The organism is Streptococcus sp. SI1, assembly GCF_030439945.1.
GTDB lineage: Bacteria > Bacillota > Bacilli > Lactobacillales > Streptococcaceae > Streptococcus > Streptococcus intermedius.
In genome coordinates, this window is sequence record NZ_JAQFJE010000001.1 from 320,535 (window position 1) to 345,356 (window position 24,822).

The following is a 24,822-nucleotide window of genomic DNA, read 5'->3' on the forward strand; positions in this document are numbered from 1 at the left end:
AAACGGAATATGGCATGCCTTTTCAAGACTGGTAAAAGTCACCTTTCTTATGTTATAATAAATAGAATACCCGAAAAGGAAGAGAAAAATGAATGTAGATGAATTAAAAAAGCGGCAGGAGCGGATTCGGAATTTCTCCATCATTGCTCACATTGACCACGGTAAGTCAACCTTGGCAGATCGAATTTTGGAAGCGACGGATACTGTATCCAGCCGGGAAATGCAAGCTCAACTTTTAGATAGTATGGATTTGGAAAGGGAGCGGGGCATTACTATTAAGCTCAATGCGATTGAACTTAATTATAGAGCTAAGAACGGTGAAACTTATATTTTTCATTTGATTGATACACCAGGGCATGTGGACTTTACTTATGAAGTATCGCGATCGTTGGCAGCCTGTGAAGGGGCTATTCTGGTGGTCGATGCAGCACAAGGTATTGAAGCACAAACTTTAGCCAATGTTTATCTTGCCTTAGATAATGATTTGGAAATCTTACCAGTTATCAATAAAATTGACCTTCCAGCTGCTGATCCAGAGCGAGTTCGAACAGAGATTGAAGATGTCATTGGTTTGGATGCAAGCGAAGCTGTGTTGGCTTCGGCTAAAGCTGGTATCGGGATTGAAGAAATCTTGGAGCAAATCGTGGAGAAAGTTCCTGCACCAACAGGCAATGTGGCAGCGCCGCTCAAGGCTCTCATTTTTGATTCGGTTTACGATGCCTATCGTGGAGTAATCCTGCAAGTGAGGGTTATGGACGGTGTGGTCAAGCCAGGAGATACCATTCAGCTCATGAGCAATGGTAAGACCTTTGACGTGACTGAAGTCGGCATCTTCACTCCGAAAGCCATTGGTCGTGATTTCTTGGCTACTGGGGATGTTGGTTATATTGCAGCTTCGATTAAGACTGTTCAAGATACTCGGGTTGGTGACACAGTGACTTTGGCAGATGATCCAGCAGATGAACCGCTTCATGGCTACAAGCAAATGAATCCTATGGTTTTTGCTGGCCTCTATCCTATTGAGTCCAATAAGTACAATGACTTGCGTGAGGCTTTGGAAAAACTCCAGCTGAATGATGCTAGTCTACAATTTGAACCAGAGACATCTCAGGCACTAGGTTTTGGTTTTCGTTGTGGATTCTTAGGCTTGCTACACATGGATGTCATTCAGGAGCGCTTGGAGCGCGAGTTTAATATTGATCTGATTATGACAGCACCTTCTGTTATCTATAAGGTCAATATGACGGATGGTGCCTCCCTTGATGTGTCCAATCCGAGCGAGTTTCCGGATCCGACCAAGATTGATTCCATTGAGGAGCCTTATGTCAAGGCGCAGATTATGGTGCCCCAGGAATTTGTCGGAGCAGTGATGGAGTTGGCTCAGCGCAAGCGCGGTGATTTTGTGACCATGGACTATATTGATGAAAATCGGGTCAATGTCATCTATCAAATCCCACTGGCGGAAATCGTCTTTGACTTCTTTGACAAGCTCAAGTCTTCTACTCGTGGTTATGCTAGTTTTGACTATGAAATTTCAGAATATCGTAAGTCTAATCTTGTCAAGATGGATATTCTCCTCAATGGTGACAAGGTTGATGCTCTTAGCTTTATTGTTCACAAGGAATTTGCTTATGAACGTGGAAAATTGATTGTCGAAAAATTAAAGAAGATTATCCCACGTCAGCAATTTGAAGTGCCAATTCAAGCCGCTATTGGTCAGAAAATTGTGGCTCGGACAGACATTAAAGCCCTGCGTAAAAATGTCTTGGCTAAGTGTTATGGTGGTGACGTATCCCGGAAGCGTAAACTTCTAGAAAAACAAAAAGCTGGTAAGAAACGGATGAAAGCGATTGGCTCTGTTGAAGTACCACAGGAAGCCTTCCTCAGTGTTCTCAGTATGGATGATGAATAATTTTTTATAAATACGAAAGAAGCTAATAATACATCTCAAAATCTCAAGTCTGTTGTAATTAATAATGAACAATACAGTGTCTATTTTAGTCTTTGAAGAGTGGGACAGAATCAAAATTTGACAATCTTTGGTTCTGTTCTACTCTATTTTTAATTATTCAGAAAGTGTTTTTTTAACATAAATATAATAAGAGGACAGGAGGTTATGATAAATAAAAGAAAGTAATACTTCATGATATGTTTAACACTGTTAGTTAGCGTTTCCCTTGTGGACTGTAGTTTGAAAGGAACAGTTGTGCTGATGATAACGAAGCCTATCAAGTGAATCTCGTAATGAAATCAAGGCGGTACCTGATTAACTGAATTTTCAAAAGAGACGAGAAAGATTCTCTTATTGCGTTTGAAAGTGATCGAAAGACACTCGTAACGTTCATCCCTTATATTGAAATGACACAGAGTTTGAGTAAAGAAAACTCAAAGATTTAAAGAAAAAATTTCAACTTGGTAGTCAAACCTAAACATTGAGAGAGCGGGAAGAAGTTGATTTCTATGAAATCATGGATTGTCTCCCGCTCTCTTTTAAATAGCCGATGGCATCTACAAGGAAAGAATTTTAAAATTATTTTTAGGCGGGATTAAGAGAATATTTTTCTTTAATTTATCGTAAATATTTCTTAAATTTGGTATAATAAAGTGAATTTTGTTTAAGAGAGAGAAAATATGTCAACTTTAGAAATGTTAAAATCGGAATTGAATGGAATTGATGTTCGCTTCAATGAACCTTTAAAACAATATACATATACAAAAGTAGGTGGGGCTGCTGATTATTTGGTTTTTCCACGAAATCGTTATGAATTGGCACGAGTGGTGAAATTTGCTAATCGGGAACAGATCCCTTGGATGGTACTAGGGAATGCAAGCAATATCATCGTTCGTGATGGTGGTATTCGTGGATTTGTGATTATGTTTGATAAGTTAAATAATGTGGCAGTAGATGGTTATACGATTGAAGCAGAAGCAGGTGCCAATCTGATTGAGACGACTCATGTTGCACTTCATCACAGTCTGACAGGTTTTGAGTTTGCTTGTGGTATTCCAGGCAGCGTTGGCGGTGCTGTTTTTATGAATGCTGGTGCTTATGGGGGCGAAATTGCACATATTTTACTTTCTTGTAAGGTGCTGACGCGCGATGGAGAAATCAAGACTCTCAGTGCTCAAGATATGAAATTTGGTTATCGCCGTTCATATGTTCAACAGACAGGAGATGTGGTAATTTCTGCCAAGTTTGCCCTAGCGCCAGGTATGCATCGTGTGATTCGTCAGGAAATGGAACGATTGACACATCTTCGTCAATTGAAGCAGCCTTTGGAGTATCCTTCTTGTGGGTCTGTTTTTAAGCGTCCGACGGGACATTTTGCAGGGCAATTGATTAGTGAAGCAAATTTAAAAGGATACCGTATTGGCGGGGTAGAAGTTTCTACAAAGCATGCAGGTTTTATGGTCAATGTTGATAACGGAACAGCTGCTGATTATGAAAATTTGATTGCACATGTGATTGAGGCTGTCAAAGTTCAGTCAGGTGTTGCCTTGGAAAGAGAAGTTCGAATTATTGGTGAGAAGTGATAATAATGTTGAACTTTTTGATAACATCTCCAAGAAAATGAGTCAGGACAAGACTTTAAACTGTCAATCTATGAAAAAGAAGGAATTTATGGCAATTGAATAAACCAATCATTGAATTTAGAAACGTCTCAAAGATTTTTGAAGATAATAATACAGTCGTTTTAAAGGATATCAACTTTGAGCTAGAAGAAGGAAAATTTTACACACTTCTAGGTGCATCAGGATCGGGAAAATCAACCATTCTAAATATCATCGCTGGCTTATTGGAAGCATCAAGCGGTGATGTTTTTCTTGACGGCGTCCGAATCAATGATATTCCGACCAATGAACGTGATGTGCACACAGTGTTTCAGTCTTATGCCCTTTTTCCTCATATGACCGTTTTTGAAAATATAGCATTTCCGTTGCGTTTGCGTAAGGTTGAAAAAAAAGAAATAGAGCGTCGTGTTACGGAAGTTTTGAAAATGGTGCGTTTAGATGGTTTTGGGAAACGATCTATTCGTAAATTGTCCGGTGGACAGCGGCAACGTGTCGCAATAGCACGTGCTATTGTCAATGAACCACGTGTTGTTTTGTTGGATGAACCTTTATCTGCATTGGATTTAAAGTTACGGACAGATATGCAGTATGAATTACGGGAATTGCAACAGCGTCTGGGAATAACCTTTGTCTTTGTTACTCATGACCAAGAAGAGGCGCTGGCTATGAGTGACTGGATTTTTGTTATGAATGAGGGAGAGATTGTTCAGTCAGGAACACCTGTTGATATATATGACGAGCCTATCAATCACTTTGTAGCGACCTTTATCGGCGAATCTAATATTCTTCCAGGAAAGATGATTGAAGACTATCTGGTTGAGTTCAATGGCAAGCAATTTGAAGCAGTGGATGGAGGGATGCGTCCTAATGAGCAGGTGGAAGTGGTCATTCGTCCAGAAGATTTACAAATTACGCTTCCAGAAGAAGGGAAACTACAAGTTAAGGTTGATACGCAGCTTTTCCGCGGAGTGCATTATGAGATTATCGCTTATGATGACTTGGGTAATGAGTGGATGATTCATTCGACTCGCAAGGCCATTGTCGGAGAGGAAATCGGGCTAGATTTTGAACCGGAAGATATTCATATTATGCGTCTCAATGAAACAGAAGAAGAGTTTGATGCTCGGATTGAAGAATATGTCGAGATGGAAGAGCAGGAAGCAGGCTTAATCAATGCTATTGAGGAGGAGCGCGATGAAGAAAACAACCTCTGATCTTTTTGTTGCTCCTTATATTCTTTGGATTCTATTGTTTGTATTAGCGCCTGTTGCCATGATTGTTTGGCAGTCGTTTTTCAATATTGAAGGTCACTTTACTCTTGAAAATTATAAGACCTACTTCGCTTCGCAAAATCTAACCTATCTTAAAATGAGTTTGAATTCAGTCTTGTATGCAGGGATTATCACAATTGTTACCTTGGTAATTAGTTACCCTACTGCGTTTTTGTTGACGCAATTAAAGCATAGACAGCTTTGGTTGATGCTCATTATTTTACCGACCTGGGTGAATTTGTTGCTCAAAGCTTACGCTTTTATCGGGATTTTTGGACAAAATGGTTCAGTCAATCAGTTTTTAAGTTTTATCGGGATTGGTTCTCAGCAAATTTTGTTTACAGACTTTTCTTTTATTTTTGTTGCTAGTTATATTGAGCTACCCTTTATGATATTGCCGATTTTTAATGTCTTAGAGGACATGGATGAGAATCTGGTTCATGCTAGCTATGATCTGGGCGCCAATCGCTGGCAAACGTTTCGTCATGTGATTTTTCCGCTTTCTATGAATGGAGTGAGAAGTGGTGTTCAGTCTGTCTTCATTCCTAGCCTCAGTCTCTTTATGCTGACGCGTTTAATTGGTGGTAATCGAGTTATTACACTTGGTACAGCGATTGAGCAACATTTCCTAACTACGCAAAATTGGGGCATGGGCTCAACGATTGGTGTTGTCTTGATTGTAGCTATGCTCGTTATCATGTGGGCAACAAAAGAAAGGGGGGAACGATGAAAAAAACAGCTAGTATTTACTTAACAGTCGTCTTCTTAATTCTTTATTTACCGATTTTCTATTTGATTGGCTATGCCTTTAATGCTGGTGAGGATATGAACAAGTTCATAGGGTTTAGTCTAATACATTTTCAAAAGATGTTCAGTGACAGTCGTCTGATGTTAATCTTGGCACAAACTTTTTTTCTGGCTTTTTTGTCTTCTTTGATTGCAACAGCTATCGGAACGTTTGGTGCTATTTATATTTATCAAGTAAAAAAGAAATACCAAGACACTTTTTTATCGATTAATAATATCCTTATGGTAGCACCAGATGTCATGATTGGGGCAAGTTTTTTGATTCTTTTCACGACGATCAAATTTCAATTAGGTTTTCTATCTGTTCTGACCAGTCATATAGCTTTTTCAATCCCGATCGTAGTCTTGATGATTTTGCCACGACTAAAAGAGATGAATGATGATATGATTAAAGCAGCCTATGATTTAGGCGCAAATCAAGTTCAGATGTTAAAGGAAATCATGTTGCCTTATTTGACACCAGCGATTATTGCAGGATATTTTATGGCATTTACCTATTCTTTGGATGATTTTGCCGTGACATTCTTTGTAACTGGGAATGGTTTTTCAACTTTGTCTGTTGAGATTTATTCGCGAGCTCGCCAAGGAATCTCACTGGAAATCAATGCTCTCTCTGCTTTAGTATTTCTTTTTAGTATTCTTTTAGTAATTGGCTATTACTTTATTTCTCGTGAGAAGGAGGATGTGGCATGAAAAAACTTTATTCGTTTTTAATAGGTATTATTGCCATTATCCTTGTTCTCTGGGGATGGAGTCGCCACATTGAAAGTCGTACAAAAAGAGGATTTGGTGACAAATTAGTCATCTATAATTGGGGAGATTATATTGACCCAGAACTATTAACAAAATTTACTAAAGAAACTGGTATTCAGGTTCAATATGAAACCTTTGATTCCAATGAATCCATGTACACGAAGATTAAACAAGGTGGGACAACCTACGATATTGCTATTCCCAGTGAATACATGATTTCTAAGATGATGTCGGAACGATTATTAGAAAAGCTGGACCATTCGCAGATTAAAGGACTAGAAAATATCGGCAAACGGTTCTTAAATCAATCGTTCGATCCTAAAAATCAATATTCTATTCCTTACTTTTGGGGAACGCTAGGTATTGTTTACAATACTGAATTGGTGAAAACAGTTCCTAAGCATTGGAGTGACTTGTGGCGACCTGAATATAAAAACTCTATCATGATGATTGATGGAGCACGCGAAGTGATGGGTATCGGCTTAAATGCCCTAGGCTATAGTTTAAATTCTAAAAATCCCAAGCAATTACAAGAGGCAGTTAACAAACTCTATAGATTGACACCAAATATCAAAGCAATTGTAGCAGATGAGATGAAGGGGTATATGATTCAAAATAATGCGGCCATTGGTGTTAGTTTCTCTGGAGAGGCACGGCAAATGTTAGCAAAAAACGATAAACTTCGTTACATTGTCCCCACAGAAGCCAGCAATCTTTGGTTTGACAATATCGTCATTCCTAAGACGGTTAAAAATAAAAAAGCTGCCTATCAATTTATCAACTTTATGTTAAAACCTGAAAATGCCTATAAAAATGCTTTGTATGTTGGCTATTCAACACCAAATGTACCAGCTAAGGCAATGCTCCCTAAAGAAGTACAGGAAGATAAAGCTTTTTATCCAGATGAGGAAACTTTGAAGCATTTAGAAGTCTATCAACAACTCGGCGCAAAATGGTTGGGGATTTATAACGATTTGTATCTTCAAATGAAGATGTATCGGAAATAAAAAACAGTGAGAATTTCTTCAAATTTCGTTAGTATTAATAGTCCGAGAGTTTGTGAGAGGTGACAGATGATGAAAGTGAATTTGTCAATCTAACCTCAATTGTCTGAAATATGAAGTTTACGCAGTGAACATCTTTAAGGCTGTTTGTCAACTGTAGTGAATGACTTAGCATCAGTATGAGAAAGAATCAAATCGGTTCTTTCTTTTTTCTTATAAGTCTTTTCAATTTATTAGAAAAGTAGTATAATACCAGCAATACACAAATTTTTTGAAAATTCAGAGAGGTATGTTATGGGATACACAGTTGCTGTGGTGGGGGCTACAGGTGCCGTTGGGGCTCAAATGATCAAAATGTTAGAGGAGTCATGCCTTCCAATTGAAAAAGTACGCTATTTGGCTTCAGTCCGTTCGGCAGGGAAGAAACTGCGTTTTAGAGACCAAGAAGTGATCATTGAGGAAACAACTGAGGAAGCTTTTGCTGGTGTGGATATTGCCCTTTTTTCAGCAGGTGGATCAACGTCTGCCAAATATGCACCTTATGCTGTAAAAGCAGGTGCAGTTGTAGTGGATAACACCTCTTATTTTCGACAAAATCCGGATGTTCCATTAGTGGTTCCGGAGGTCAATGCGCATGCACTTGCCAACCATAAAGGGATTATTGCTTGTCCAAACTGTTCAACCATTCAGATGATGGTAGCTCTTGAGCCAGTTCGTCGGAAATGGGGCTTGGAGCGTATTATTGTATCGACCTATCAAGCTGTATCTGGAGCTGGTATGGGTGCTATTCTTGAGACCAAACGTGAACTGCGTGAGGTTTTAAATGAGGAGGTGGCTCCGCGTGATCTTAAAGCTGAAATCCTACCTTCTGGCAGCGACAAAAAACACTATCCAATTGCTTTCAATGCTCTGGCGCAAATCGATGTCTTTACGGACAATGACTATACCTATGAAGAGATGAAGATGACGAATGAGACCAAGAAAATCATGGAAGATGATACCATTGCAGTTTCTGCAACCTGTGTTCGTATTCCGGTTCTATCAGCTCATTCAGAATCTATTTATATCGAAACAAAAGAGAAAGCTTCTATTGAGGAAGTGAAAACAGCGATTGCAAACTTTCCAGGAGCAGTATTGGAAGATGATGTTGCTCATCAAATTTATCCCCAAGCTGTCAATGCTGTTGGGAAACGAGAGACATTCGTTGGACGAATTCGTAAGGATCTGGATGCCGAAAAAGGAATTCACATGTGGGTAGTGTCAGATAATCTTTTAAAAGGGGCAGCTTGGAACTCTGTACAAATTGCTGAAACTCTACATGAGCGTGGATTGGTCCATCCAACAGCGGATTTTGTTTTTAAATTGATGTAAAACATGAGATAGAGTGGGATCTTGTAAACTAGGAGGACGATAGTTATGTCTATAGAAGATTTAAAAAAAGCAAGAATAATTACAGCACTTGTCACACCTTTTAAAGAGGATGGTAGTATTAACTTTGAAGCTCTTCCTAAATTAATTGAACATCTTTTAGCGCATCATACAGAAGGATTGATTATCGCAGGAACGACTGGCGAAAGCCCAACTCTGACGCATGAAGAAGAGTTGGAATTATTTGCAGCAGTTCAAAAGATTGTAAAAGGACGCGTTCCGTTGATAGCTGGAATTGGTACAAATGATACTCGAGACTCCGTTGAATTTGCGCGTGAAGTTGATAAATTTGGTGGTTTTGTTGCTGGTCTTGCTGTGACTCCTTATTACAATAAACCGACTCAAGAAGGCTTATATCAGCATTATAAAGCGATTGCGGAGGCTTCAAATCTGCCAATTATTGTTTATAATGTTCCAAGCCGAACTGTTTCTGGTTTGACAGTAGAAACTACCTTGCGCTTGGCACAATTGCAAAATATTATTGGTATCAAAGACTGTACAGGTATAGAGTCCCTGACTCATTTGGTTGAAAATGCTCCAAAAGACTTTCTAATTTATACTGGAGAAGATGGACAAGCTTTTCATGCAAAGGCTATTGGAGCTCAGGGAGTTGTATCTGTGGCAGCTCATACCAATGGAGATGATTTTTATGAAATGTTTGCAGCTTTAGATAAGGGGAACCTAGAAAAAGCTGCTCAGATTCAACGTCAGTTATTACCCAAAATAGAAGCTCTCTTTTCCGTAACAAACCCAGCTCCACTTAAAACTGTGCTAAATAATCAAGGTTTTGAAGTCGGATCACTCCGCCTCCCATTGGTTGCTTGTACAGAGCAAGAAAAAGCCGTTATTCTTTCAGTTTTTGAAGATTGAAGGAAGCGTTTTAGGTTTGTAAAATGTTGGGAACATTTACGATGAACTAGTGAATTTTTTATTACGGAGGACTTTAGCATTTAAATCTGCAAGAAGAAATGTTTGAAAAGACAAAACTAGGCTGAATTTTTAAGAAAATATTATTCAATTAATTCAGTTGTTCCTATATTTTATGTCACACCCTAGTTTTGGAGGAGCATGGATTGCAACAGCTATGCTAAAACAACCTTTTAGTCCAACATTCAGTGCAAATAAAGTCTCAACTATTGAATTTTCTAAAAAGACATTTATGTATATATGTATAGTGGTTGTACTGATGTCTTTTATTCATGAGTTATTACCATTGGGTAATACTAGTGTAGTTATTTGACGTATACGATGTGCTTGCTACTGTACTAGCGGAAATCATAGCTTTTAGTATACCTGTCATTCTAAAAGAAAAGACTTTAATAGATTACCGTTGATTTTGGGAAGATTAAAAAACCAGTGTCGAACTGAACAAGGAATAAAAACACATCAGACAGACGGTAGAAATGAAACATTCTATCGTCTTTTCGTATTAGTTCTTACCATTTTCTCTTTTTCCGACAATTAATAACTCTACGAATCAAAAGGGATAGCTTTTCACTCCAATTATAAAAAACGATCAAAAAGTCTTGTAATTTTTTTCTTATGTTACCATTGTTAATAGTTAGAAAAAATTGTAAAATTAGTGCAGTAAAAGCTTAGCCTTTGATGTTTTTAGACAATAGTTTCATTTTTTAATAGCTTTTTTGATTTACAATAAAACATGTGAAATTTCTTTTTTCTATGCAAACCTATAAATTCCGTACAAATTTGATGGGGGGATAAATTTTCCTATCGTTTATACTATAGGCAAGGAGGTAGGAAGATGAATTTATACTTTGGTGATATTCCGATTTGTTATTCTCATTCGACGGCTATGGCCTTACAGGCTGCGGGCTATGATTTTCGCTCGGACTACCTAGAGGCGATCATGGTCATGGGTAATGGATCTACCCTTGTTAAAAAAGATGACAGCCATCCTTTGGTTTTCTTTGATAATGGCATGCCAGATGAGTCCATTAGTCATTGTTTACAAATTCTTGGATTTGACTATGAGGAGTTTTTCTATGATTCTTCAGAGCCAGTCAATGTGATAGAACTAAAAGAAAAACTCAAGACATATCTAGACCATGGCTCTGTTATTGTAGGTCCTTTGGATATGGGATATCTGACTTATAATCTCAATCATAGCCATCTACGAGGTGTGGATCATTTTGTTTCAGTTTATGACATGGATGAGCATTGGATTTATTTCCATGATCCGGCAGGCTATCCTTGTGTGAAAATGGATTTTCGTGATTTTTGTAAAGCGTGGAAAGCAGAAGCGATTGACTATAAAAGAGGAGCTTATTCCATGTGGGGAAATTTGCAAAGAAATAAGCTTCCAACAAGTCAGGAGATTTATCACAGTGTCTCTGTTATCATGAAACAACGATATGAAAATGGTGAGGTTGGTATAATTGAGGACTATGCTAAAACTATTCGAGCAAACGGCTTAAATGCGGAACAAAAACAACTTCATCAATTTTTTTCATTTCGTTTGGCAGCAGTTAGAAGTCTTTACTTGAGTCAATTTTTGAAAGATTATGATCCTGTCAGAGCAGACTTGAAAGAAAAAATTGCTATGCTTTTTAGCCAAGCCTATCTGGACAGCAGGCAGGAAGCCTATAATTCTTTAGCAGATACTCTGATGGAGATTGCCCAATTGGATGGACAGTTTAGGGATTTGTGCCTTCAATGTATCAAGGGATAAAACTCTGAAAGATTATTGTACTAAAGGTAAAGAAGTTAGAGATTTTGGTATCTTTACATAGGATAGAAAAATGAATAGAGGTAAAATATGCAGATAATTCAATTTTTTAATGAAACAATTAACTACATTGAAAGTGTGCTGGATAGCGAAATAGATGAAGATAAAATTACCCATTTATCCACTTATTCTTATCCTATGTTTAGCAGACTCTTTTCTATATTAACAGATACACCATTGTCAGAGTATATTAGAAGTAGAAGGTTGACAGAAGCGGCTGTTTTACTGAGAGATACCAATATTAAAGTTATTGATATAGCGATGAAGTATGGATATGAATCATCTGATTCATTTGGGACTGCATTCAAAAAATTTCATGGATTTACACCTTCAGAGGTAAGAAATGGAAAACCATTCAAAATAGTTTCACGAGTGCAGCTAGCACTAAGTGTAAGAGGAGGAAGAAGTATGAACATCACAATTCAAAAGAAAAATTCATTTACAGTTGCAGGTAGGAATGAACAAAATATCAATTCATCATTATGTCCGAGTGTTTGGAATAAACTACATGGAGAATATCGTCATGATGAATTAGCAAGATTGGGAGAAGGTCAAAGTGTCGGTGTTTGTTACAATGTAGAACAACCAAGTACTATTAATTACATAGCAGGGTATATCGTTACAGATGTAGATAAAGCAAAAAGTATGGATTTAGATGTTTTGAAAGTTGAAGAAGCGGAATATGCCATTGTAGAATTAACAGGAAGTGTTCCGGAATGTATTCATAATGGTTGGAAATATGCAATGGAAGTATTTTTCCCAGAACATGGTTATGTCCATTCAGGAAAACCTGACTTTGAATATTATTATGAAGGGGATATGGATAGTAAAGACTACAAAATGGAACTTTGGATTCCAATTGTAAAAGCATAATAAACATAAGATAGTTAGAGCAGATCTTTATGGTCTGCTTTTTTATTTTTCCAATAATTTAATAAATCTGCTAACTAAAAAGAATAGATTTTCGTTCTAATTATAAAAATTATTAAAAACTCTTGCAATCTTTTTTTTCTTATGTTACAATCATTAATGGTTTGAAAAAACTGCCTAAGACAGTAGGGGAGCTCGACTCATAAAAATCCTACCGAGGACAAAACGGATCATGTAAAAGAAACGTATTGTACTTTCGTGTCTAGGTTTGGGCGCGTTTTTCTTTTGGAAAATCCCCAAGCAAAATAATTACGGAGGTGAAACACTAAATGAGTGAAGCAAGTATTGCAAAAAAAGCGGAACTAGTTGATGTAGTTGCTGAAAAAATGAAAGCAGCTGCAAGTATCGTTGTTGTTGATGCTCGTGGTCTTACAGTTGAACAAGACACAGTTCTTCGTCGTAATCTTCGTGGAAGCGAAGTTGAGTATAAAGTTATCAAAAACTCAATCTTACGTCGTGCAGCTGAAAAAGCTGGACTTGAAGGCCTTGCTGATGCTTTTGTTGGACCATCTGCTGTTGCATTTTCAAATGAAGATGTTGTAGCACCAGCAAAAATCATCAATGATTTTACTAAAGAAGCTGATGCACTTGAAATTAAAGGTGGGGCTATTGAAGGTGCTGTTGCATCTAAAGAAGAAATTGTTGCTCTTGCAACTCTTCCAAACCGCGAAGGACTTCTATCTATGCTACTATCTGTACTTCAAGCGCCAGTTCGCAACGTTGCTCTCGCAGTCAAAGCTGTTGCAGACAACAAAGAAGAAGCGGCTTAATGTTAAGTTGCGCGTAGCCTATGCTACAAACTAATAATAAAATAACGAAAATATATTTGGAGGAAATAACAATGGCATTGAACATTGAAAATATTATTGCTGAAATTAAAGAAGCTTCAATCCTTGAATTGAACGACCTTGTAAAAGCTATCGAAGAAGAATTTGGTGTAACTGCAGCTGCTCCTGTAGCTGTAGCTGCTGCTGGTGCTGGTGAAGCCGCAGCTGCGAAAGATTCATTTGATATTGAATTGACTGCAGCCGGTGACAAGAAAGTTGGCGTTATCAAAGCTGTTCGTGAAATCACAGGTCTTGGACTTAAAGAAGCTAAAGAACTTGTTGATGGAGCACCAACTGTTCTTAAAGAAGGTGTTGCAGCGGCAGAAGCTGAAGAAATCAAAACGAAATTGGAAGAAGCTGGAGCTTCAGTTACTCTTAAATAAGAGGCATATACCAATTAGAAATCGGAATACTATAGTATCAGCCTTTTAGAATCGTGAACACATTTTAGAAACTGATAAATTAATTTAGTTTCCTACCAAAAACCCTACCAAAAATTAATTTGGCAGGGTTTTTCTTTTTAACAAATTTATCGTGGAGAACAATTGAATATTGTTCTCCTTTTTTTATTTTCAGGAGGGAAAATGACAAAAGAATTACAATCATCACGCTATATTGTCATTTCATTTTTAGTACGTGAAATGGGAATTGATATTGTTGAAGCCATCTCTCTTATGGCTGAATTGGAAAAAAGTGGCTTGGTTCGATTGGAATCGAGTGGAGATTTAATACTCAAAGAACTTGGAGGAGAGCTATGAAACGAATTACCGCAAATCAATACCAAACTTCAGAACGGTATTATAAATTACCTAAAATTCTTTTTGAGGATGAGAAATATATGGATATGAAATTAGAAGTAAAGGTGGCTTATTCTATTTTAAAAGATCGTTTAGAATTATCTCTTAGTCGTGGTTGGATAGATGAAGAAGGAGCAGTTTATTTAGTATTTTCTAATTCTAAACTGATGAAGCTATTAGGTTGTTCGAAGTCAAAATTACTATCAATCAAAAAAATTCTTAAAGAATATGACTTAATTGATGAAGTTCAACAGTCTTCAAGTGAGAAAGGAAGACTAGCTAATAAGATTTATTTAGGGGAGTTGTCTTCTACCCCAGTAGGTAATTCAAACAGGCCTAGTGTTAAAAAAAGACTAGGGCAGGTTGAAAATGAAACGACCCCCGTCTCACATTCAGCCCCTAGTGAGACTGAAGTTAGTGAGACTAAATATAGTGAGACTGATTCTTTATTTATTGAGGATGAGGAAGAAAGGAATACTCAACCTATCTTGAGAAGAAAAGTAGAAAAGGTCACAAAATATGATCGAGATTATATTTGGGGATTGGTACAAGATCAATTTAGACGAGAAGGTTTTTCTGAAACAGCCAGTGAAATTGCTATGACTGATTTTGAGAGAATCTATCAGTATGCTCTTGACAATGTTCGCTTTGTTAGACGTGCGGAAGTACTTGCTGAATTTGTGTTTAACGGCTTGTATTCTGTTTGGAATAACCGTGTTAGAAAAGGAGGTGGTTAAAATGTCGCCAATCAAGTGGATATTAGTTATGCTCATTTTAATTTCAAGTGGTGTGACACTTTGGACATTGATAGTCGATCAGAAAGGGGTAATCAAGAAATGAGATTTATTGATTTATTTTCAGGTATCGGTGGTTTTCGACTTGGAATGGAAAGTGTCGGACACGAGTGTATTGGATTTTGTGAGATTGATAAATTTGCTAGGAAATCTTATAAGTCCATTTTTCAAACAGAAGGAGAAATAGAATTTCATGACATACGAGATGTTTCAGATGACGAATTTAAAAAACTTAGAGGGAAAGTCGATATTATCTGTGGGGGATTCCCTTGTCAAGCATTTTCAATCGCAGGAAGACGATTGGGATTTGAAGATACTAGAGGAACTTTGTTCTTTGAAATTGCTCGGGCGGCCAAACAAATCCAACCACGTTTTCTTTTTCTTGAAAATGTTAAAGGCCTACTCAATCACGATAAGGGACGGACGTTCACTACAATCCTTACCACACTTGATGAGTTGGGGTTTGATGTTGAGTGGCAGGTGCTTAACAGTAAGGATTTTGGCGTTCCCCAAAACAGAGAGAGGGTGTTTATTATCGGACATTCTAGAAAGAAAGGTACCAGACTCTTATTTCCTTTCAGACGAGAAGGTCAAACAACTAACTCTGAGACTTTGAAAGAACTAGGGAATTTGAATCCATCAAAAAGTGGAATGAGCGGTAAAGTCTATTATTCAGAAGGTCTTGCACCAACCTTAGTTCGTGGAAAAGGAGAAGGATTCAAGGTTGCTATTCCCTGTATGACACCAGATAGATTAGACAAGAGACAAAATGGTAGACGTTTCAAGGATAATCAAGAGCCAATGTTTACTTTAAATACTCGGGATCGCCATGGTATTGTCGTTGTTGGAGATTTACCAACTAGCTTTAAGGAGACAGGTCGTGTCTATGGAAGTGAGGGCTTATCTCCAACACTGACTACGATGCAAGGAGGAGATAAAATCCCCAAAATACTGATTCCAGAACCAATCCAATTTCTAAAAGTCCGAGAGGCAACGAAAAAAGGATATGCTCAAGCAGAAATAGGAGATTCAATCAATTTGGAAAGACCAAGTTCTCAGTATCGTCGTGGTAGAGTTGGCAAAGGTATAGCTAATACGTTAACAACTAGTGGACAAATGGGAGTAGTAGTGGCTAGCTATGAAGGAGAAGATAAACAAGTTTATCATGTAGCCGGTATCTTAATAGATGGACAATTTTACCGTCTGAGGATACGACGAATCACTCCTAAAGAGTGTTTTCGCTTGCAGGGTTTTCCTGATTGGGCTTTTGAAGCTGCTAGAAAAGTCTCTAGTAATAGTCAGCTTTATAAACAAGCTGGTAATAGTGTAACCGTTCCTGTGATTGCTGCAATCGCAAAGAAATTAAAAGAAATAGAGGAAAAAGATGAAAGCGTTAAATAAAGAGTCAATACTATATTGTGATGAATTAGAAACAGAATTACATGATGCAGAAATGATGCAGTTGGATGAACAAATATTTTTGATGCCCAATTATCCATGTGAGCTTGAAGTGACATTTTTAGATTTTTACCATAAAAAACACAATTACCCACTATTTTATGAATCCTATCTTCAAAACATTATGGAATTCCTTGAAAGTCAGGATATAAAGAACGGAGCTGACGCCTTTGTAGATGATAATCATAATCTTGTTTTTGTTTTATATGGGCAAGGCTATCGAGCCGAGGGAAAAGAGGGAATACTTACAACCCAAGTAACTGTAAAAGCTTATGATGAAGACAAGAAATCAATTAACTTCTCCAATTTATTAGATTCCTTAATCGTCTCAGAATATCAAATGGAACCGAATCTTTGGGAGGTCTCCCATGATTGATCTCTATCTAAGTAAAAATAACCATAGAAATCAACTTCTTTTAGACTTCTTTCAAAACTATGGCATAGAGGTCACTCCTCATTCTATTTCTGAAATGACAAAGGACAAATTAATTGAAATGATGAGCTATTCTTCAGATTGTTTTGAGTTTTTATCTCCTAATTTATTACGATTTAAGAACCGTGACAATCTAAGATTAACGGATTTCGTTGAGATGATTTTAAAAAATCCTGAACTAACCATCAGACTTCCTCTTGCGGTTTCAAATAAGCGGGTTTATCCGAATCTGAATTTGGAAGAGGCTAGAGCTTTATTGCCAAGAGATACGAAACAATTGATTTATATGGTACAAACACATTATTTATCTAACTAAAGGAGAAGCAATATGGCTGAACGATTTTGGGAGAACTTGTCCATTATTTTGGCTGAAAGAAATATCAGCTGGATTGAGTTAACCAGAAAAATGTTTGCGGGAGAGTTTCACTATCCAAGTGAATTGAATCGTTTGTATCAAAAGATTCGCCACTATAAGATGGAACAACGAATGCCTCAAAGTCCATGGGTAGAAAGGATTGTGCAGGTATTAGATTTAGATTATGAAGATTTATTTCGGAGGTAACTATGAAAAGAATAATTCCAGTTTATATATTCCAACAAGTTAATGTCCTATTGGTATCTCTATACTTACTGAAATTGCTTTGTATCGGTGAGTTAACTATACTACAGATTCTCTATAGTGCGTCACTCATTTCTTTTTTATGGATGTATGGTCAACGTAAACAAGCTCATAAGGTCAATATGAAATCTAGGATAAAATGGCTTGGTATTGGATTCGTTAGCTTACTGATTATAAGTCTATGTTTTAGTCTGATTCATGCTCAAGGAAGCACGAATCAAGCAAACTTAATTGGCCTACAACATCAGGTTCCTTGGTTTTCATTTTTATTGTTTTTAATCAATGCGAGTATGATTGAAGAATTTCTGTATCGAGAAATTTTATGGAACTTGGTCAGAAAATTAGATATTCGAGTTGCTTTGACAAGTGTTTTGTTCGCTTTGGCTCATCATCCAGGAACCATTCTAGCTTGGTGTTTATATGTTTCATTGGGAATGTTTTTAGGGATGGTGCGCTATAAATCGGATTTATGGGGTAGTATGGGGCTACATTTGGTGTGGAACCTACTAGTTTATAGTTTGCTGCTTTTTTAGACCAAATTAGCTTGTTTTAGGGAAATGAAATGCTAACGTTATGTAACAATGTTAGTCTTTTATTTCAAAATCTTTGTTTAGTATGAATTTAGCTCTACAGAAAAATAAAAAATGTGATAAAAATTTCAACTACTCTTATCTATAATAAAGCTACCTGTTCTTTGAAAATTGAATCCACTCCGTCTTGATTAGCGTGCCTGTGTAAGTAGGGACTGAGAGTATTTCCCTGTGAAGGGCAACTGGCACAAGACGTGTGTGAGAATTTTCTAACAGACACGGAGTTTATCGTTACCAGACTTAAACGATGCGACAAACTAGATAAAGGAGTTAATCATGAAGGTAGTAAACTTGTATGATTTGAAACAAATGGGAAATAAAGGTGGTTGTACCATCCAATTGATTCATCACTTTCCTTTTGGTATGGGCTTAGGACATCTCAAAAAAGACTACATTGAATTTAAACGTGTTGGTATCGTTGATGGGAAAGCAGTAGAAGTTACTCTTCGAGAACCTTATTCGAGAGATCTACTGCAGGTTGTTAAGTCGATTAAGCAACGTCAGAAATTGATAGCTTATCGTTATAAAGAAGGAAAGCTGCTATTTGTGAAGAAGGAGGCATCAGATGTCCTCTGAACAACAGGAACGAATGGCAGTTCAATATGCAGAGCGTAGTCTTTTATTTACTGTAAGAAGTCTCTTAAAGATTCTAGAATGGTCTAGGCGTCAGGCTTTAGCACAGGATTCCGCCTATAAGATAGGGGTGCAGAAATTAGAAGAATTGCTACAATCTCCTTATTCGATTGATACGATTAATCTGAAAAAAGATTTTTTAGACAAACCAATTGATATAGAGAAATTTAAAGCTTTTTTAGAAAAAGAAGAGATTCCTTTAGCCATCGCTTGGCAAGGGGATTCTCTACATTTCTACACGAAAGACCGTTCGATTCTGGACAATCATTTAGACCATCTTTTAGAAAAAATGGTTAATGATCCGGAGAAATTAGCTGATTTTACCATGGATAAGTCATTAGATGATGCTATTGATGAAGCTAAATCCCAAATTACCTTTAGACAAGAAGGAGCCGTCAAACAGAAAGAGATGGTGAGATGATGTACAGTGGAAAGAAATTCCTACTATTCTCACTGTTAGGTATCTTACTAGGCTATCTTTTTCATCGTTTGACGCTTTTGTATGATTCCTATACTGGAAATACTTTAGATAAATGGACTCATCTTCTGATGGAAGGTCAAGATCAAGTTCTTCAGTCGCCATGGAATGTTTCTTTTACTGGAAAATCAAGTGCTTTTTTTCTACTAGGCTTTGTGATGATGTTGCTGGTTTATCTCTATCTAGAGACTGGTAAAAAACAATACCGAGAAGGGGTAGAATACGGGAGCGCCCGTTTTGGAACTCTAAAGGAAAAGAAGCACTTTTACGGTAAGGAATTTTCTCATGATACGATCTTAGCACAAGATGTTCGTTTGACATTGTTAGATAAAAAACCACCCCAATATGATAGAAATAAGAATATTGCGGTGATCGGAGGTTCAGGAAGTGGGAAAACATTTCGCTTTGTGAAACCCAATCTGATTCAGATGAATAGTTCTAATATTGTAGTGGATCCAAAAGATCACTTGGCCGAGAAAACAGGTAAACTCTTTTTAGATCATGGCTATCAAGTAAAGGTGTTAGATTTAGTCAATATGAAGAACTCAGATGGTTTCAATCCTTTTCGCTATATAGAGACAGAAAATGATTTGAATCGCATGCTGACGGTTTATTTTAATAACACCAAAGGCTCTGGATCTCGTAGTGATCCATTTTGGGATGAAGCTTCTATGACTTTGGTACGAGCTTTAGCCTCCTACTTGGTTGATTTCTATAATCCACCTAAAACAAGAGAACAGCTCATTGAAGAGAGTCGTTTAAGTCAAACAGAATATCAAAACTTGTTGAAACGTCAAAAAAAAGAAGTGGAAGAGCGAAAAAAACGAGGGCGTTATCCAAGTTTTGCTGAAATCTCAAAACTCATTAAACACTTATCCAAGGGTGAAAACCAAGAAAAAAGTGTCTTAGAAATTCTATTTGAAAATTATGCTAAAAAGTATGGGACTGAAAATTTTACCATGCGAAATTGGGCAGATTTTCAAAATTATAAGGATAAGACTCTGGATTCTGTTATAGCTGTAACCACTGCTAAATTTGCCCTCTTCAATATTCAAAGTGTCATGGATTTGACCAAAAGAGATACCCTTGATATGAAGACATGGGGCCAGGAAAAATCAATGGTTTACTTAGTTATCCCAGATAACGATAGTACCTTTCGCTTTCTTTCAGCCCTCTTTTTTTCAACCGTATTCCAAACCCTAACAAGACAAGCAGATATTGATTTTAAGGGTCAATTGCCTCTTCATGTGAGAGTCTATTTAGATGAGTTCGCAAACATCGGAGAAATTCCAGATTTTGCTGAACAAACCTCAACAGTCCGTTCTCGAAATATGAGTCTCGTTCCTATTCTTCAAAATATTGCCCAACTTCAAGGGCTCTATAAAGAAAAAGAAGCTTGGAAAACCATTTTGGGGAACTGTGATAGCTTAGTCTACTTAGGTGGTAATGATGAAGATACCTTTAAATTTATGAGTGGCTTACTCGGTAAACAAACCATTGATGTTCGAAATACGAGTCGTTCTTTTGGCCAGACAGGTTCAGGATCCCTTTCTCATCAAAAGATTGCTCGTGATTTAATGACACCTGATGAAGTCGGAAATATGAAACGGCATGAATGCTTGGTTCGAATTGCCAATATGCCTGTCTTTAAAAGCAAAAAATACAATTCAACCAAGCATCCAAACTGGAAGTACCTAGCCAATCAAGAAAGCGATGAACGGTGGTGGAACTATCAAATCAATCCTTTGAATCAAAGACAAGAAAATCATCTTGAAGGCCTTAGAATTCGTGATCTAACTTTTGAATCTAGTTTAAAATAAAAATAGAAAAGAGGAAATAGATGATTACGCATTTTAAAGGTTTTGTTTATGGAGTAGACGCAAGTGCTATGTTTGCACAAGCTATGTCTTTGTTACAGAAGGGATTGATTGCAGTTGGTGCCTTTCTCGTTGTTGTGGGGATTGTCAACCTTGCAACCAACATTAAAGATGGTGGACCAGGTGTTCGGAATGCCATTCTGGAAATTGTCGGTGGAGTTATGGTCGGGGCTGCTGGAGCCTTTGTAACTCAAATTTCAATTTAGGAGGATAAACAATGACATGAATCTTAGTTTAGTCTCACCCTTTGTTTACCTTGCATCTGAAAAAATATCAGCTGAAAATTTATTTGAAGGATTTAATGTGGATTTACAATCTACGGTAGATCTGATTAAATCTCTATCTAGCTATAATCCAACTGTTTGGACTTATATGTCAAGTATTACTAAAAGTGTCATGCAACCTCTTGGAGTTGCGATTTTATCAGTTGTTCTCATCCTAGAATTTTCGAAGATGGCAAAGAAAATTGCTAACTCTGGTGGAGCGATGACCTTTGAAGCATTGGCGCCGATGTTGATTAGTTATATCATGGTCGCAGTTGTAATTACTAACACTACCGTGATTGTAGAAGCCATCATCGGGATTGCGAGTCACGCCATTGAACAAGTGGCCTCGATTGTGGCTCACGGTGGGGCAAAGTATGATACCATCTCTGGATTAAAAGGTTCAGGCTTTATTGGCCGGATGATCGTGGGCTTTTTCGCCCTCCTCATTTGGCTTGTTCGGATAGTAAGTGCAGCCATGGTCAATCTTTTGGTATCCATTCGATTTATTCAACTTTACCTTATGATTCCATTTGCCCCTCTTACGATTCCAACATTTTTAAGTGATGAGTGGAAGTCTATTGGTATTGGCTATTTAAAAAATATTATGGTCTATGCGGTACAAGGGGTTCTCATTTTTCTGATTGTTTCTCTTGTTCCTTTGTTTGAATCTGCTGGAAAAATAGCTGTTTCAAATGGTGCAGGAGTCTTGCAATCACTTGCGATTATGTTTGGTAGTTTGGTACAAGCTATCTTACTGATTATTGCCCTCGTTGGTTCTCAACGTACGGCTCGCTCAATCTTAGGTATGTAATTAGATAAAGGCTAGGAAGTGATTGCTTCTTAGCCTTTTTAGAAAGGAAAGTAATGAATACACGTGTCTTTAAAGACATCTCAAAATACCAACACAGGGCTTGGTTAGGTTTCACCACAAGACAAATCATCTTTGTTTTACCAGCCTTTATTGTCACAATTATTGTTTTGGGCTTGAATCTCTTTTTCTGGCAATTTGGAGATTGGTTTGTTTACGGTTTTGTGTTTGCTTTTACCATCCCCCTAATGCTTTTTGGAGTCTATAAACCCAATGATTTATATTTTGAACATTATTTGAAATACCGTCTTCATTTTGAATTAACGGTTCCCCTACGCACAATTACAGGAAAGAAAGGACCTGAACATGAAAAGAAAATCAAATACATTAAAGAAACAAAAAACTTCAATGACTAATAAAAAGGAAGAAGTTAAAGGGAAAAAAGAGGAAGTGTTACCCTCAACGGCTAATACTCTTTCCTATCAAGCCCTGTATCAAAATGGTCTGATGCAGGTAAAAGAAGATTATTTCTCACAAAGCTATTTACTTGGTGATGTCAATTACCAGACCGTTGGTTTAGAAGATAAGGGCGCAATCATTGAGAAGTATTCTGATTTGATTAACTCACTAGATGACCAAACCAACTTCCAATTGACTATCTTTAATAAAAGATTGAATTTAGAAAAGTTTAGACAGAGTGTTCTGTATGAGGAAAAAGAAGATGGGTATGATACCTATCGTAAAGAACTGAATCGGATGATGAATCAGAATTTAGACAGTGGTGAAAATAATTTCTCAGCTGTGAAATTGATTACCTTTGGTAGAAAGGATTCTAATCCCAAACAAGCCTATCGTTCCTTGTCTCAAATTGGAGAATATTTCAAGAGTGGTTTCTCAGAAATTGATGCTCGCTTTGAATCCTTGGCTGGAGAAAACCGTGTGAACTTGTTGGCAGATATGCTTAGAGGAGAACACCATCTTCCTTTTTCTTACCGTGATTTAACGAGATCGGGTCAGACAACTCGTCACTTTATAGCTCCTAATCTCTTAGATTTCAAAAACAAGAATTACCTACAAATCAATGACCGATTATTGCAGATTGTCTATGTGAGAGACTACGGCATGGAATTAGGTGATCAGTTTATTCGAGACCTCATGCAAGGAGATTTGGAATTGATTGTGAGCCTCCATGCCCAAAGTTCGACCAAGGCGGATGCCATGAAGAAGCTACGAACAAAGAAGACCTTAATGGAATCCCAAAAGATTGGGGAACAACAAAAACTTGCTCGAACAGGTATCTATTTGGAAAAAGTAGGTCATGTATTAGAAAGCAATATCGATGAAGCTGAGGAACTCTTAAAAACCATGACCGAGACAGGAGATAAACTATTTCAAACAGTCTTCTTGATTGGTGTCTTTGGTCAGGATGAAGAAGAACTCAAACAAGCCCTAGACACTATTCAACAAGTGGCCGGCTCAAATGACCTAATGATTGATAAACTTCCATATATGCAAGAAGCAGCCTTTAATAGTTTGCTGCCATTTGGTTGTGATTTTTTAGAGGGAGTATCACGGAGTTTATTAACATCTAATGTAGCAGTGAACTCACCTTGGACTTCAGTAGACTTACAAGACCGCAGTGGGAAATATTACGGTATCAATCAAATCTCAAGCAATATTATTACCATTGATCGCAGCCTATTAAATACACCGTCTGGTCTGATTTTAGGGACATCTGGAGCTGGGAAAGGGATGGCAACCAAGCATGAGATTATCACGACCAAAATCAAGGAATCTGGTGAAAATACTGAAATTATCATCGTGGATCCAGAAGCAGAGTACAGTGTTATTGGACGGGCTTTTGGTGGGGAAATGATTGATATTGCGCCCGATTCCCAAACCTATCTCAATGTACTTGACTTGTCTGATGAAAATATGGATGAGGACCCTGTTAAGGTAAAATCAGAATTTCTTTTATCCTTTATCGGCAAGTTATTGGATAGGAAAATGGATGGAAGAGAAAAATCGATTATCGACCGAGTTACGAGACTCACCTATCAGTCATTTAAAGAGCCTTCTTTGGAAGAATGGGTCTTTGTCTTGAGTCAACAACCAGAAGAAGAAGCGCAGAATTTGGCACTTGATATGGAACTGTATGTCGAAGGTTCTCTTGATATTTTTTCTCATAAGACCAATATTCAGACAGGATCTAATTTCTTAATCTATAATGTTAAAAAGTTAGGAGATGAGCTGAAACAAATCGCTCTTATGGTTGTTTTTGATCAGATATGGAATCGTGTTGTTCGGAACCAAAAATTAGGGAAGAAGACCTGGATTTATTTTGATGAAATGCAGCTTCTCTTACTAGATAAATATGCCAGTGATTTCTTCTTTAAATTGTGGAGTCGTGTCAGAAAATATGGAGCTAGTCCGACTGGAATAACTCAAAACGTCGAAACCTTATTGTTAGATCCAAATGGTAGACGGATTATTGCAAATAGTGAATTTATGATTCTCCTCAAGCAAGCAAAAAATGACCGAGAAGAACTGGTTCAACTCTTAGGCTTGTCAAAAGAACTCGAAAAATACCTAGTCAATCCAGAAAAAGGGGCAGGACTAATAAAAGCTGGTTCAGTTGTCGTTCCCTTTAAAAATAAGATTCCTCAAGGTACACAATTGTTTGATATCATGAGTACAGATCCTGATAAAATGGCTTCTAATTAAGGGGAA

The 24,822-nt window shown here is 37.3% G+C and carries 26 protein-coding genes and 1 other annotated feature; all 26 genes read left to right on the forward strand.

Annotation, left to right across the window (positions count from 1 at the left end; genetic code table 11):
* The first annotated feature begins 88 nt into the window (after positions 1-88).
* Complete coding sequence (gene lepA, locus PCY10_RS01640; RefSeq protein ID WP_301558766.1) at positions 89-1,912, forward strand: translation elongation factor 4; 1,824 nt, start codon at positions 89-91, stop codon at positions 1,910-1,912.
* Between the two features lie 719 nt (positions 1,913-2,631).
* Positions 2,632-3,534 carry a UDP-N-acetylmuramate dehydrogenase gene (gene murB / locus PCY10_RS01645; RefSeq protein ID WP_021002624.1) on the forward strand — a complete coding sequence of 301 codons (903 nt, stop codon included), beginning with the start codon at positions 2,632-2,634 and terminating at the stop codon, positions 3,532-3,534.
* A gap of 95 nt (positions 3,535-3,629) precedes the next feature.
* Positions 3,630-4,787, forward strand: a complete 1,158-nt coding sequence (locus tag PCY10_RS01650) for an ABC transporter ATP-binding protein (RefSeq protein ID WP_003072416.1) — start codon at positions 3,630-3,632, stop codon at positions 4,785-4,787.
* The gene (locus PCY10_RS01655; protein ID WP_003072418.1) at positions 4,768-5,574 is read left to right on the forward strand and encodes an ABC transporter permease; all 807 of its coding nucleotides are present in this window, start codon (positions 4,768-4,770) and stop codon (positions 5,572-5,574) included. Before PCY10_RS01650 ends, PCY10_RS01655 begins: the two co-directional genes overlap by 20 nt.
* Positions 5,571-6,344 carry an ABC transporter permease gene (locus PCY10_RS01660; RefSeq protein WP_021002625.1) on the forward strand — a complete coding sequence of 258 codons (774 nt, stop codon included), beginning with the start codon at positions 5,571-5,573 and terminating at the stop codon, positions 6,342-6,344. The genes PCY10_RS01655 and PCY10_RS01660 overlap by 4 nt, the downstream gene beginning before the upstream one ends.
* Positions 6,341-7,411 (forward strand): ABC transporter substrate-binding protein, encoded by a 1,071-nt coding sequence (locus PCY10_RS01665; RefSeq protein ID WP_003076371.1) that lies wholly within the window; start codon positions 6,341-6,343, stop codon positions 7,409-7,411. Before PCY10_RS01660 ends, PCY10_RS01665 begins: the two co-directional genes overlap by 4 nt.
* A 291-nt stretch (positions 7,412-7,702) precedes the next feature.
* Complete coding sequence (locus tag PCY10_RS01670; RefSeq protein WP_301558767.1) at positions 7,703-8,779, forward strand: aspartate-semialdehyde dehydrogenase; 1,077 nt, start codon at positions 7,703-7,705, stop codon at positions 8,777-8,779.
* 45 nt (positions 8,780-8,824) lie between these two features.
* Positions 8,825-9,706, forward strand: coding sequence for a 4-hydroxy-tetrahydrodipicolinate synthase (gene dapA / locus PCY10_RS01675; RefSeq protein WP_301558768.1), 882 nt, complete (start codon positions 8,825-8,827; stop codon positions 9,704-9,706).
* An 892-nt stretch (positions 9,707-10,598) separates the two neighbouring features.
* Positions 10,599-11,525 carry a DNA repair protein RadC gene (locus PCY10_RS01680; protein ID WP_301558769.1) on the forward strand — a complete coding sequence of 309 codons (927 nt, stop codon included), beginning with the start codon at positions 10,599-10,601 and terminating at the stop codon, positions 11,523-11,525.
* A gap of 87 nt (positions 11,526-11,612) precedes the next feature.
* A complete protein-coding gene (locus PCY10_RS01685) occupies positions 11,613-12,455 on the forward strand; it encodes an AraC family transcriptional regulator (RefSeq protein ID WP_301558770.1) in 843 nt (280 codons plus the stop codon).
* Between the two features lie 155 nt (positions 12,456-12,610).
* Positions 12,611-12,745: a sequence feature (ribosomal protein L10 leader region), on the forward strand.
* A 36-nt stretch (positions 12,746-12,781) separates the two neighbouring features.
* Positions 12,782-13,282, forward strand: a complete 501-nt coding sequence (rplJ, locus tag PCY10_RS01690; RefSeq protein WP_003029380.1) for a 50S ribosomal protein L10 — start codon at positions 12,782-12,784, stop codon at positions 13,280-13,282.
* Between the two features lie 71 nt (positions 13,283-13,353).
* Complete coding sequence (rplL, locus tag PCY10_RS01695; protein ID WP_003072436.1) at positions 13,354-13,722, forward strand: 50S ribosomal protein L7/L12; 369 nt, start codon at positions 13,354-13,356, stop codon at positions 13,720-13,722.
* Positions 13,723-13,923: 201 nt separating this feature from the next.
* Positions 13,924-14,097, forward strand: a complete 174-nt coding sequence (locus tag PCY10_RS01700; RefSeq protein WP_024057854.1) for a hypothetical protein — start codon at positions 13,924-13,926, stop codon at positions 14,095-14,097.
* Positions 14,094-14,873, forward strand: a complete 780-nt coding sequence (locus PCY10_RS01705; protein WP_037612744.1) for a replication initiator protein A — start codon at positions 14,094-14,096, stop codon at positions 14,871-14,873. Before PCY10_RS01700 ends, PCY10_RS01705 begins: the two co-directional genes overlap by 4 nt.
* Before the next feature lie 99 nt (positions 14,874-14,972).
* A complete protein-coding gene (dcm, locus tag PCY10_RS01710; protein ID WP_045773566.1) occupies positions 14,973-16,331 on the forward strand; it encodes a DNA (cytosine-5-)-methyltransferase in 1,359 nt (452 codons plus the stop codon).
* Complete coding sequence (locus tag PCY10_RS01715) at positions 16,315-16,764, forward strand: hypothetical protein (RefSeq protein WP_037612741.1); 450 nt, start codon at positions 16,315-16,317, stop codon at positions 16,762-16,764. Before dcm ends, PCY10_RS01715 begins: the two co-directional genes overlap by 17 nt.
* The gene (locus PCY10_RS01720; RefSeq protein ID WP_037612739.1) at positions 16,757-17,137 is read left to right on the forward strand and encodes an arsenate reductase; all 381 of its coding nucleotides are present in this window, start codon (positions 16,757-16,759) and stop codon (positions 17,135-17,137) included. Before PCY10_RS01715 ends, PCY10_RS01720 begins: the two co-directional genes overlap by 8 nt.
* A gap of 12 nt (positions 17,138-17,149) precedes the next feature.
* A complete protein-coding gene (locus PCY10_RS01725; protein WP_000840776.1) occupies positions 17,150-17,383 on the forward strand; it encodes a hypothetical protein in 234 nt (77 codons plus the stop codon).
* Between the two features lie 2 nt (positions 17,384-17,385).
* Complete coding sequence (locus PCY10_RS01730) at positions 17,386-17,973, forward strand: CPBP family intramembrane glutamic endopeptidase (RefSeq protein WP_037612737.1); 588 nt, start codon at positions 17,386-17,388, stop codon at positions 17,971-17,973.
* 333 nt (positions 17,974-18,306) lie between these two features.
* Positions 18,307-18,606 carry a hypothetical protein gene (locus PCY10_RS01735; RefSeq protein WP_000869763.1) on the forward strand — a complete coding sequence of 100 codons (300 nt, stop codon included), beginning with the start codon at positions 18,307-18,309 and terminating at the stop codon, positions 18,604-18,606.
* Positions 18,596-19,084, forward strand: a complete 489-nt coding sequence (locus tag PCY10_RS01740; protein WP_000093687.1) for a hypothetical protein — start codon at positions 18,596-18,598, stop codon at positions 19,082-19,084. The genes PCY10_RS01735 and PCY10_RS01740 overlap by 11 nt, the downstream gene beginning before the upstream one ends.
* Positions 19,084-20,961, forward strand: a complete 1,878-nt coding sequence (locus PCY10_RS01745) for a VirD4-like conjugal transfer protein, CD1115 family (RefSeq protein WP_247906013.1) — start codon at positions 19,084-19,086, stop codon at positions 20,959-20,961. Before PCY10_RS01740 ends, PCY10_RS01745 begins: the two co-directional genes overlap by 1 nt.
* Positions 20,962-20,981: 20 nt before the next feature.
* Complete coding sequence (locus PCY10_RS01750; RefSeq protein ID WP_000627865.1) at positions 20,982-21,224, forward strand: hypothetical protein; 243 nt, start codon at positions 20,982-20,984, stop codon at positions 21,222-21,224.
* 16 nt (positions 21,225-21,240) lie between these two features.
* Complete coding sequence (locus PCY10_RS01755; protein ID WP_001054257.1) at positions 21,241-22,095, forward strand: conjugal transfer protein TrbL; 855 nt, start codon at positions 21,241-21,243, stop codon at positions 22,093-22,095.
* A gap of 53 nt (positions 22,096-22,148) precedes the next feature.
* Positions 22,149-22,508 carry a PrgI family protein gene (locus PCY10_RS01760; RefSeq protein ID WP_001097589.1) on the forward strand — a complete coding sequence of 120 codons (360 nt, stop codon included), beginning with the start codon at positions 22,149-22,151 and terminating at the stop codon, positions 22,506-22,508.
* Entirely contained in the window at positions 22,459-24,816 is a 2,358-nt protein-coding gene (locus tag PCY10_RS01765) for a VirB4-like conjugal transfer ATPase, CD1110 family (protein ID WP_023916192.1), read from the forward strand. The genes PCY10_RS01760 and PCY10_RS01765 overlap by 50 nt, the downstream gene beginning before the upstream one ends.
* The last annotated feature ends 6 nt before the right edge of the window (positions 24,817-24,822 follow it).

What these genes read in the sequence shown, in the direction of transcription:
- lepA (WP_301558766.1), top strand. Translation starts at nt 89, where the DNA reads ATGAATGTAGATGAATTAAAAAAGCGGCAGGAGCGGATTCGGAATTTC.
- murB (WP_021002624.1), top strand. Translation starts at nt 2,632, where the DNA reads ATGTCAACTTTAGAAATGTTAAAATCGGAATTGAATGGAATTGATGTT.
- PCY10_RS01655 (WP_003072418.1), top strand. Translation starts at nt 4,768, where the DNA reads ATGAAGAAAACAACCTCTGATCTTTTTGTTGCTCCTTATATTCTTTGG.
- PCY10_RS01660 (WP_021002625.1), top strand. Translation starts at nt 5,571, where the DNA reads ATGAAAAAAACAGCTAGTATTTACTTAACAGTCGTCTTCTTAATTCTT.
- PCY10_RS01665 (WP_003076371.1), top strand. Translation starts at nt 6,341, where the DNA reads ATGAAAAAACTTTATTCGTTTTTAATAGGTATTATTGCCATTATCCTT.
- PCY10_RS01670 (WP_301558767.1), top strand. Translation starts at nt 7,703, where the DNA reads ATGGGATACACAGTTGCTGTGGTGGGGGCTACAGGTGCCGTTGGGGCT.
- dapA (WP_301558768.1), top strand. Translation starts at nt 8,825, where the DNA reads ATGTCTATAGAAGATTTAAAAAAAGCAAGAATAATTACAGCACTTGTC.
- PCY10_RS01680 (WP_301558769.1), top strand. Translation starts at nt 10,599, where the DNA reads ATGAATTTATACTTTGGTGATATTCCGATTTGTTATTCTCATTCGACG.
- PCY10_RS01685 (WP_301558770.1), top strand. Translation starts at nt 11,613, where the DNA reads ATGCAGATAATTCAATTTTTTAATGAAACAATTAACTACATTGAAAGT.
- rplJ (WP_003029380.1), top strand. Translation starts at nt 12,782, where the DNA reads ATGAGTGAAGCAAGTATTGCAAAAAAAGCGGAACTAGTTGATGTAGTT.
- rplL (WP_003072436.1), top strand. Translation starts at nt 13,354, where the DNA reads ATGGCATTGAACATTGAAAATATTATTGCTGAAATTAAAGAAGCTTCA.
- PCY10_RS01700 (WP_024057854.1), top strand. Translation starts at nt 13,924, where the DNA reads ATGACAAAAGAATTACAATCATCACGCTATATTGTCATTTCATTTTTA.
- PCY10_RS01705 (WP_037612744.1), top strand. Translation starts at nt 14,094, where the DNA reads ATGAAACGAATTACCGCAAATCAATACCAAACTTCAGAACGGTATTAT.
- dcm (WP_045773566.1), top strand. Translation starts at nt 14,973, where the DNA reads ATGAGATTTATTGATTTATTTTCAGGTATCGGTGGTTTTCGACTTGGA.
- PCY10_RS01715 (WP_037612741.1), top strand. Translation starts at nt 16,315, where the DNA reads ATGAAAGCGTTAAATAAAGAGTCAATACTATATTGTGATGAATTAGAA.
- PCY10_RS01720 (WP_037612739.1), top strand. Translation starts at nt 16,757, where the DNA reads ATGATTGATCTCTATCTAAGTAAAAATAACCATAGAAATCAACTTCTT.
- PCY10_RS01725 (WP_000840776.1), top strand. Translation starts at nt 17,150, where the DNA reads ATGGCTGAACGATTTTGGGAGAACTTGTCCATTATTTTGGCTGAAAGA.
- PCY10_RS01730 (WP_037612737.1), top strand. Translation starts at nt 17,386, where the DNA reads ATGAAAAGAATAATTCCAGTTTATATATTCCAACAAGTTAATGTCCTA.
- PCY10_RS01735 (WP_000869763.1), top strand. Translation starts at nt 18,307, where the DNA reads ATGAAGGTAGTAAACTTGTATGATTTGAAACAAATGGGAAATAAAGGT.
- PCY10_RS01740 (WP_000093687.1), top strand. Translation starts at nt 18,596, where the DNA reads ATGTCCTCTGAACAACAGGAACGAATGGCAGTTCAATATGCAGAGCGT.
- PCY10_RS01745 (WP_247906013.1), top strand. Translation starts at nt 19,084, where the DNA reads ATGTACAGTGGAAAGAAATTCCTACTATTCTCACTGTTAGGTATCTTA.
- PCY10_RS01750 (WP_000627865.1), top strand. Translation starts at nt 20,982, where the DNA reads ATGATTACGCATTTTAAAGGTTTTGTTTATGGAGTAGACGCAAGTGCT.
- PCY10_RS01755 (WP_001054257.1), top strand. Translation starts at nt 21,241, where the DNA reads ATGAATCTTAGTTTAGTCTCACCCTTTGTTTACCTTGCATCTGAAAAA.
- PCY10_RS01760 (WP_001097589.1), top strand. Translation starts at nt 22,149, where the DNA reads ATGAATACACGTGTCTTTAAAGACATCTCAAAATACCAACACAGGGCT.
- PCY10_RS01765 (WP_023916192.1), top strand. Translation starts at nt 22,459, where the DNA reads ATGAAAAGAAAATCAAATACATTAAAGAAACAAAAAACTTCAATGACT.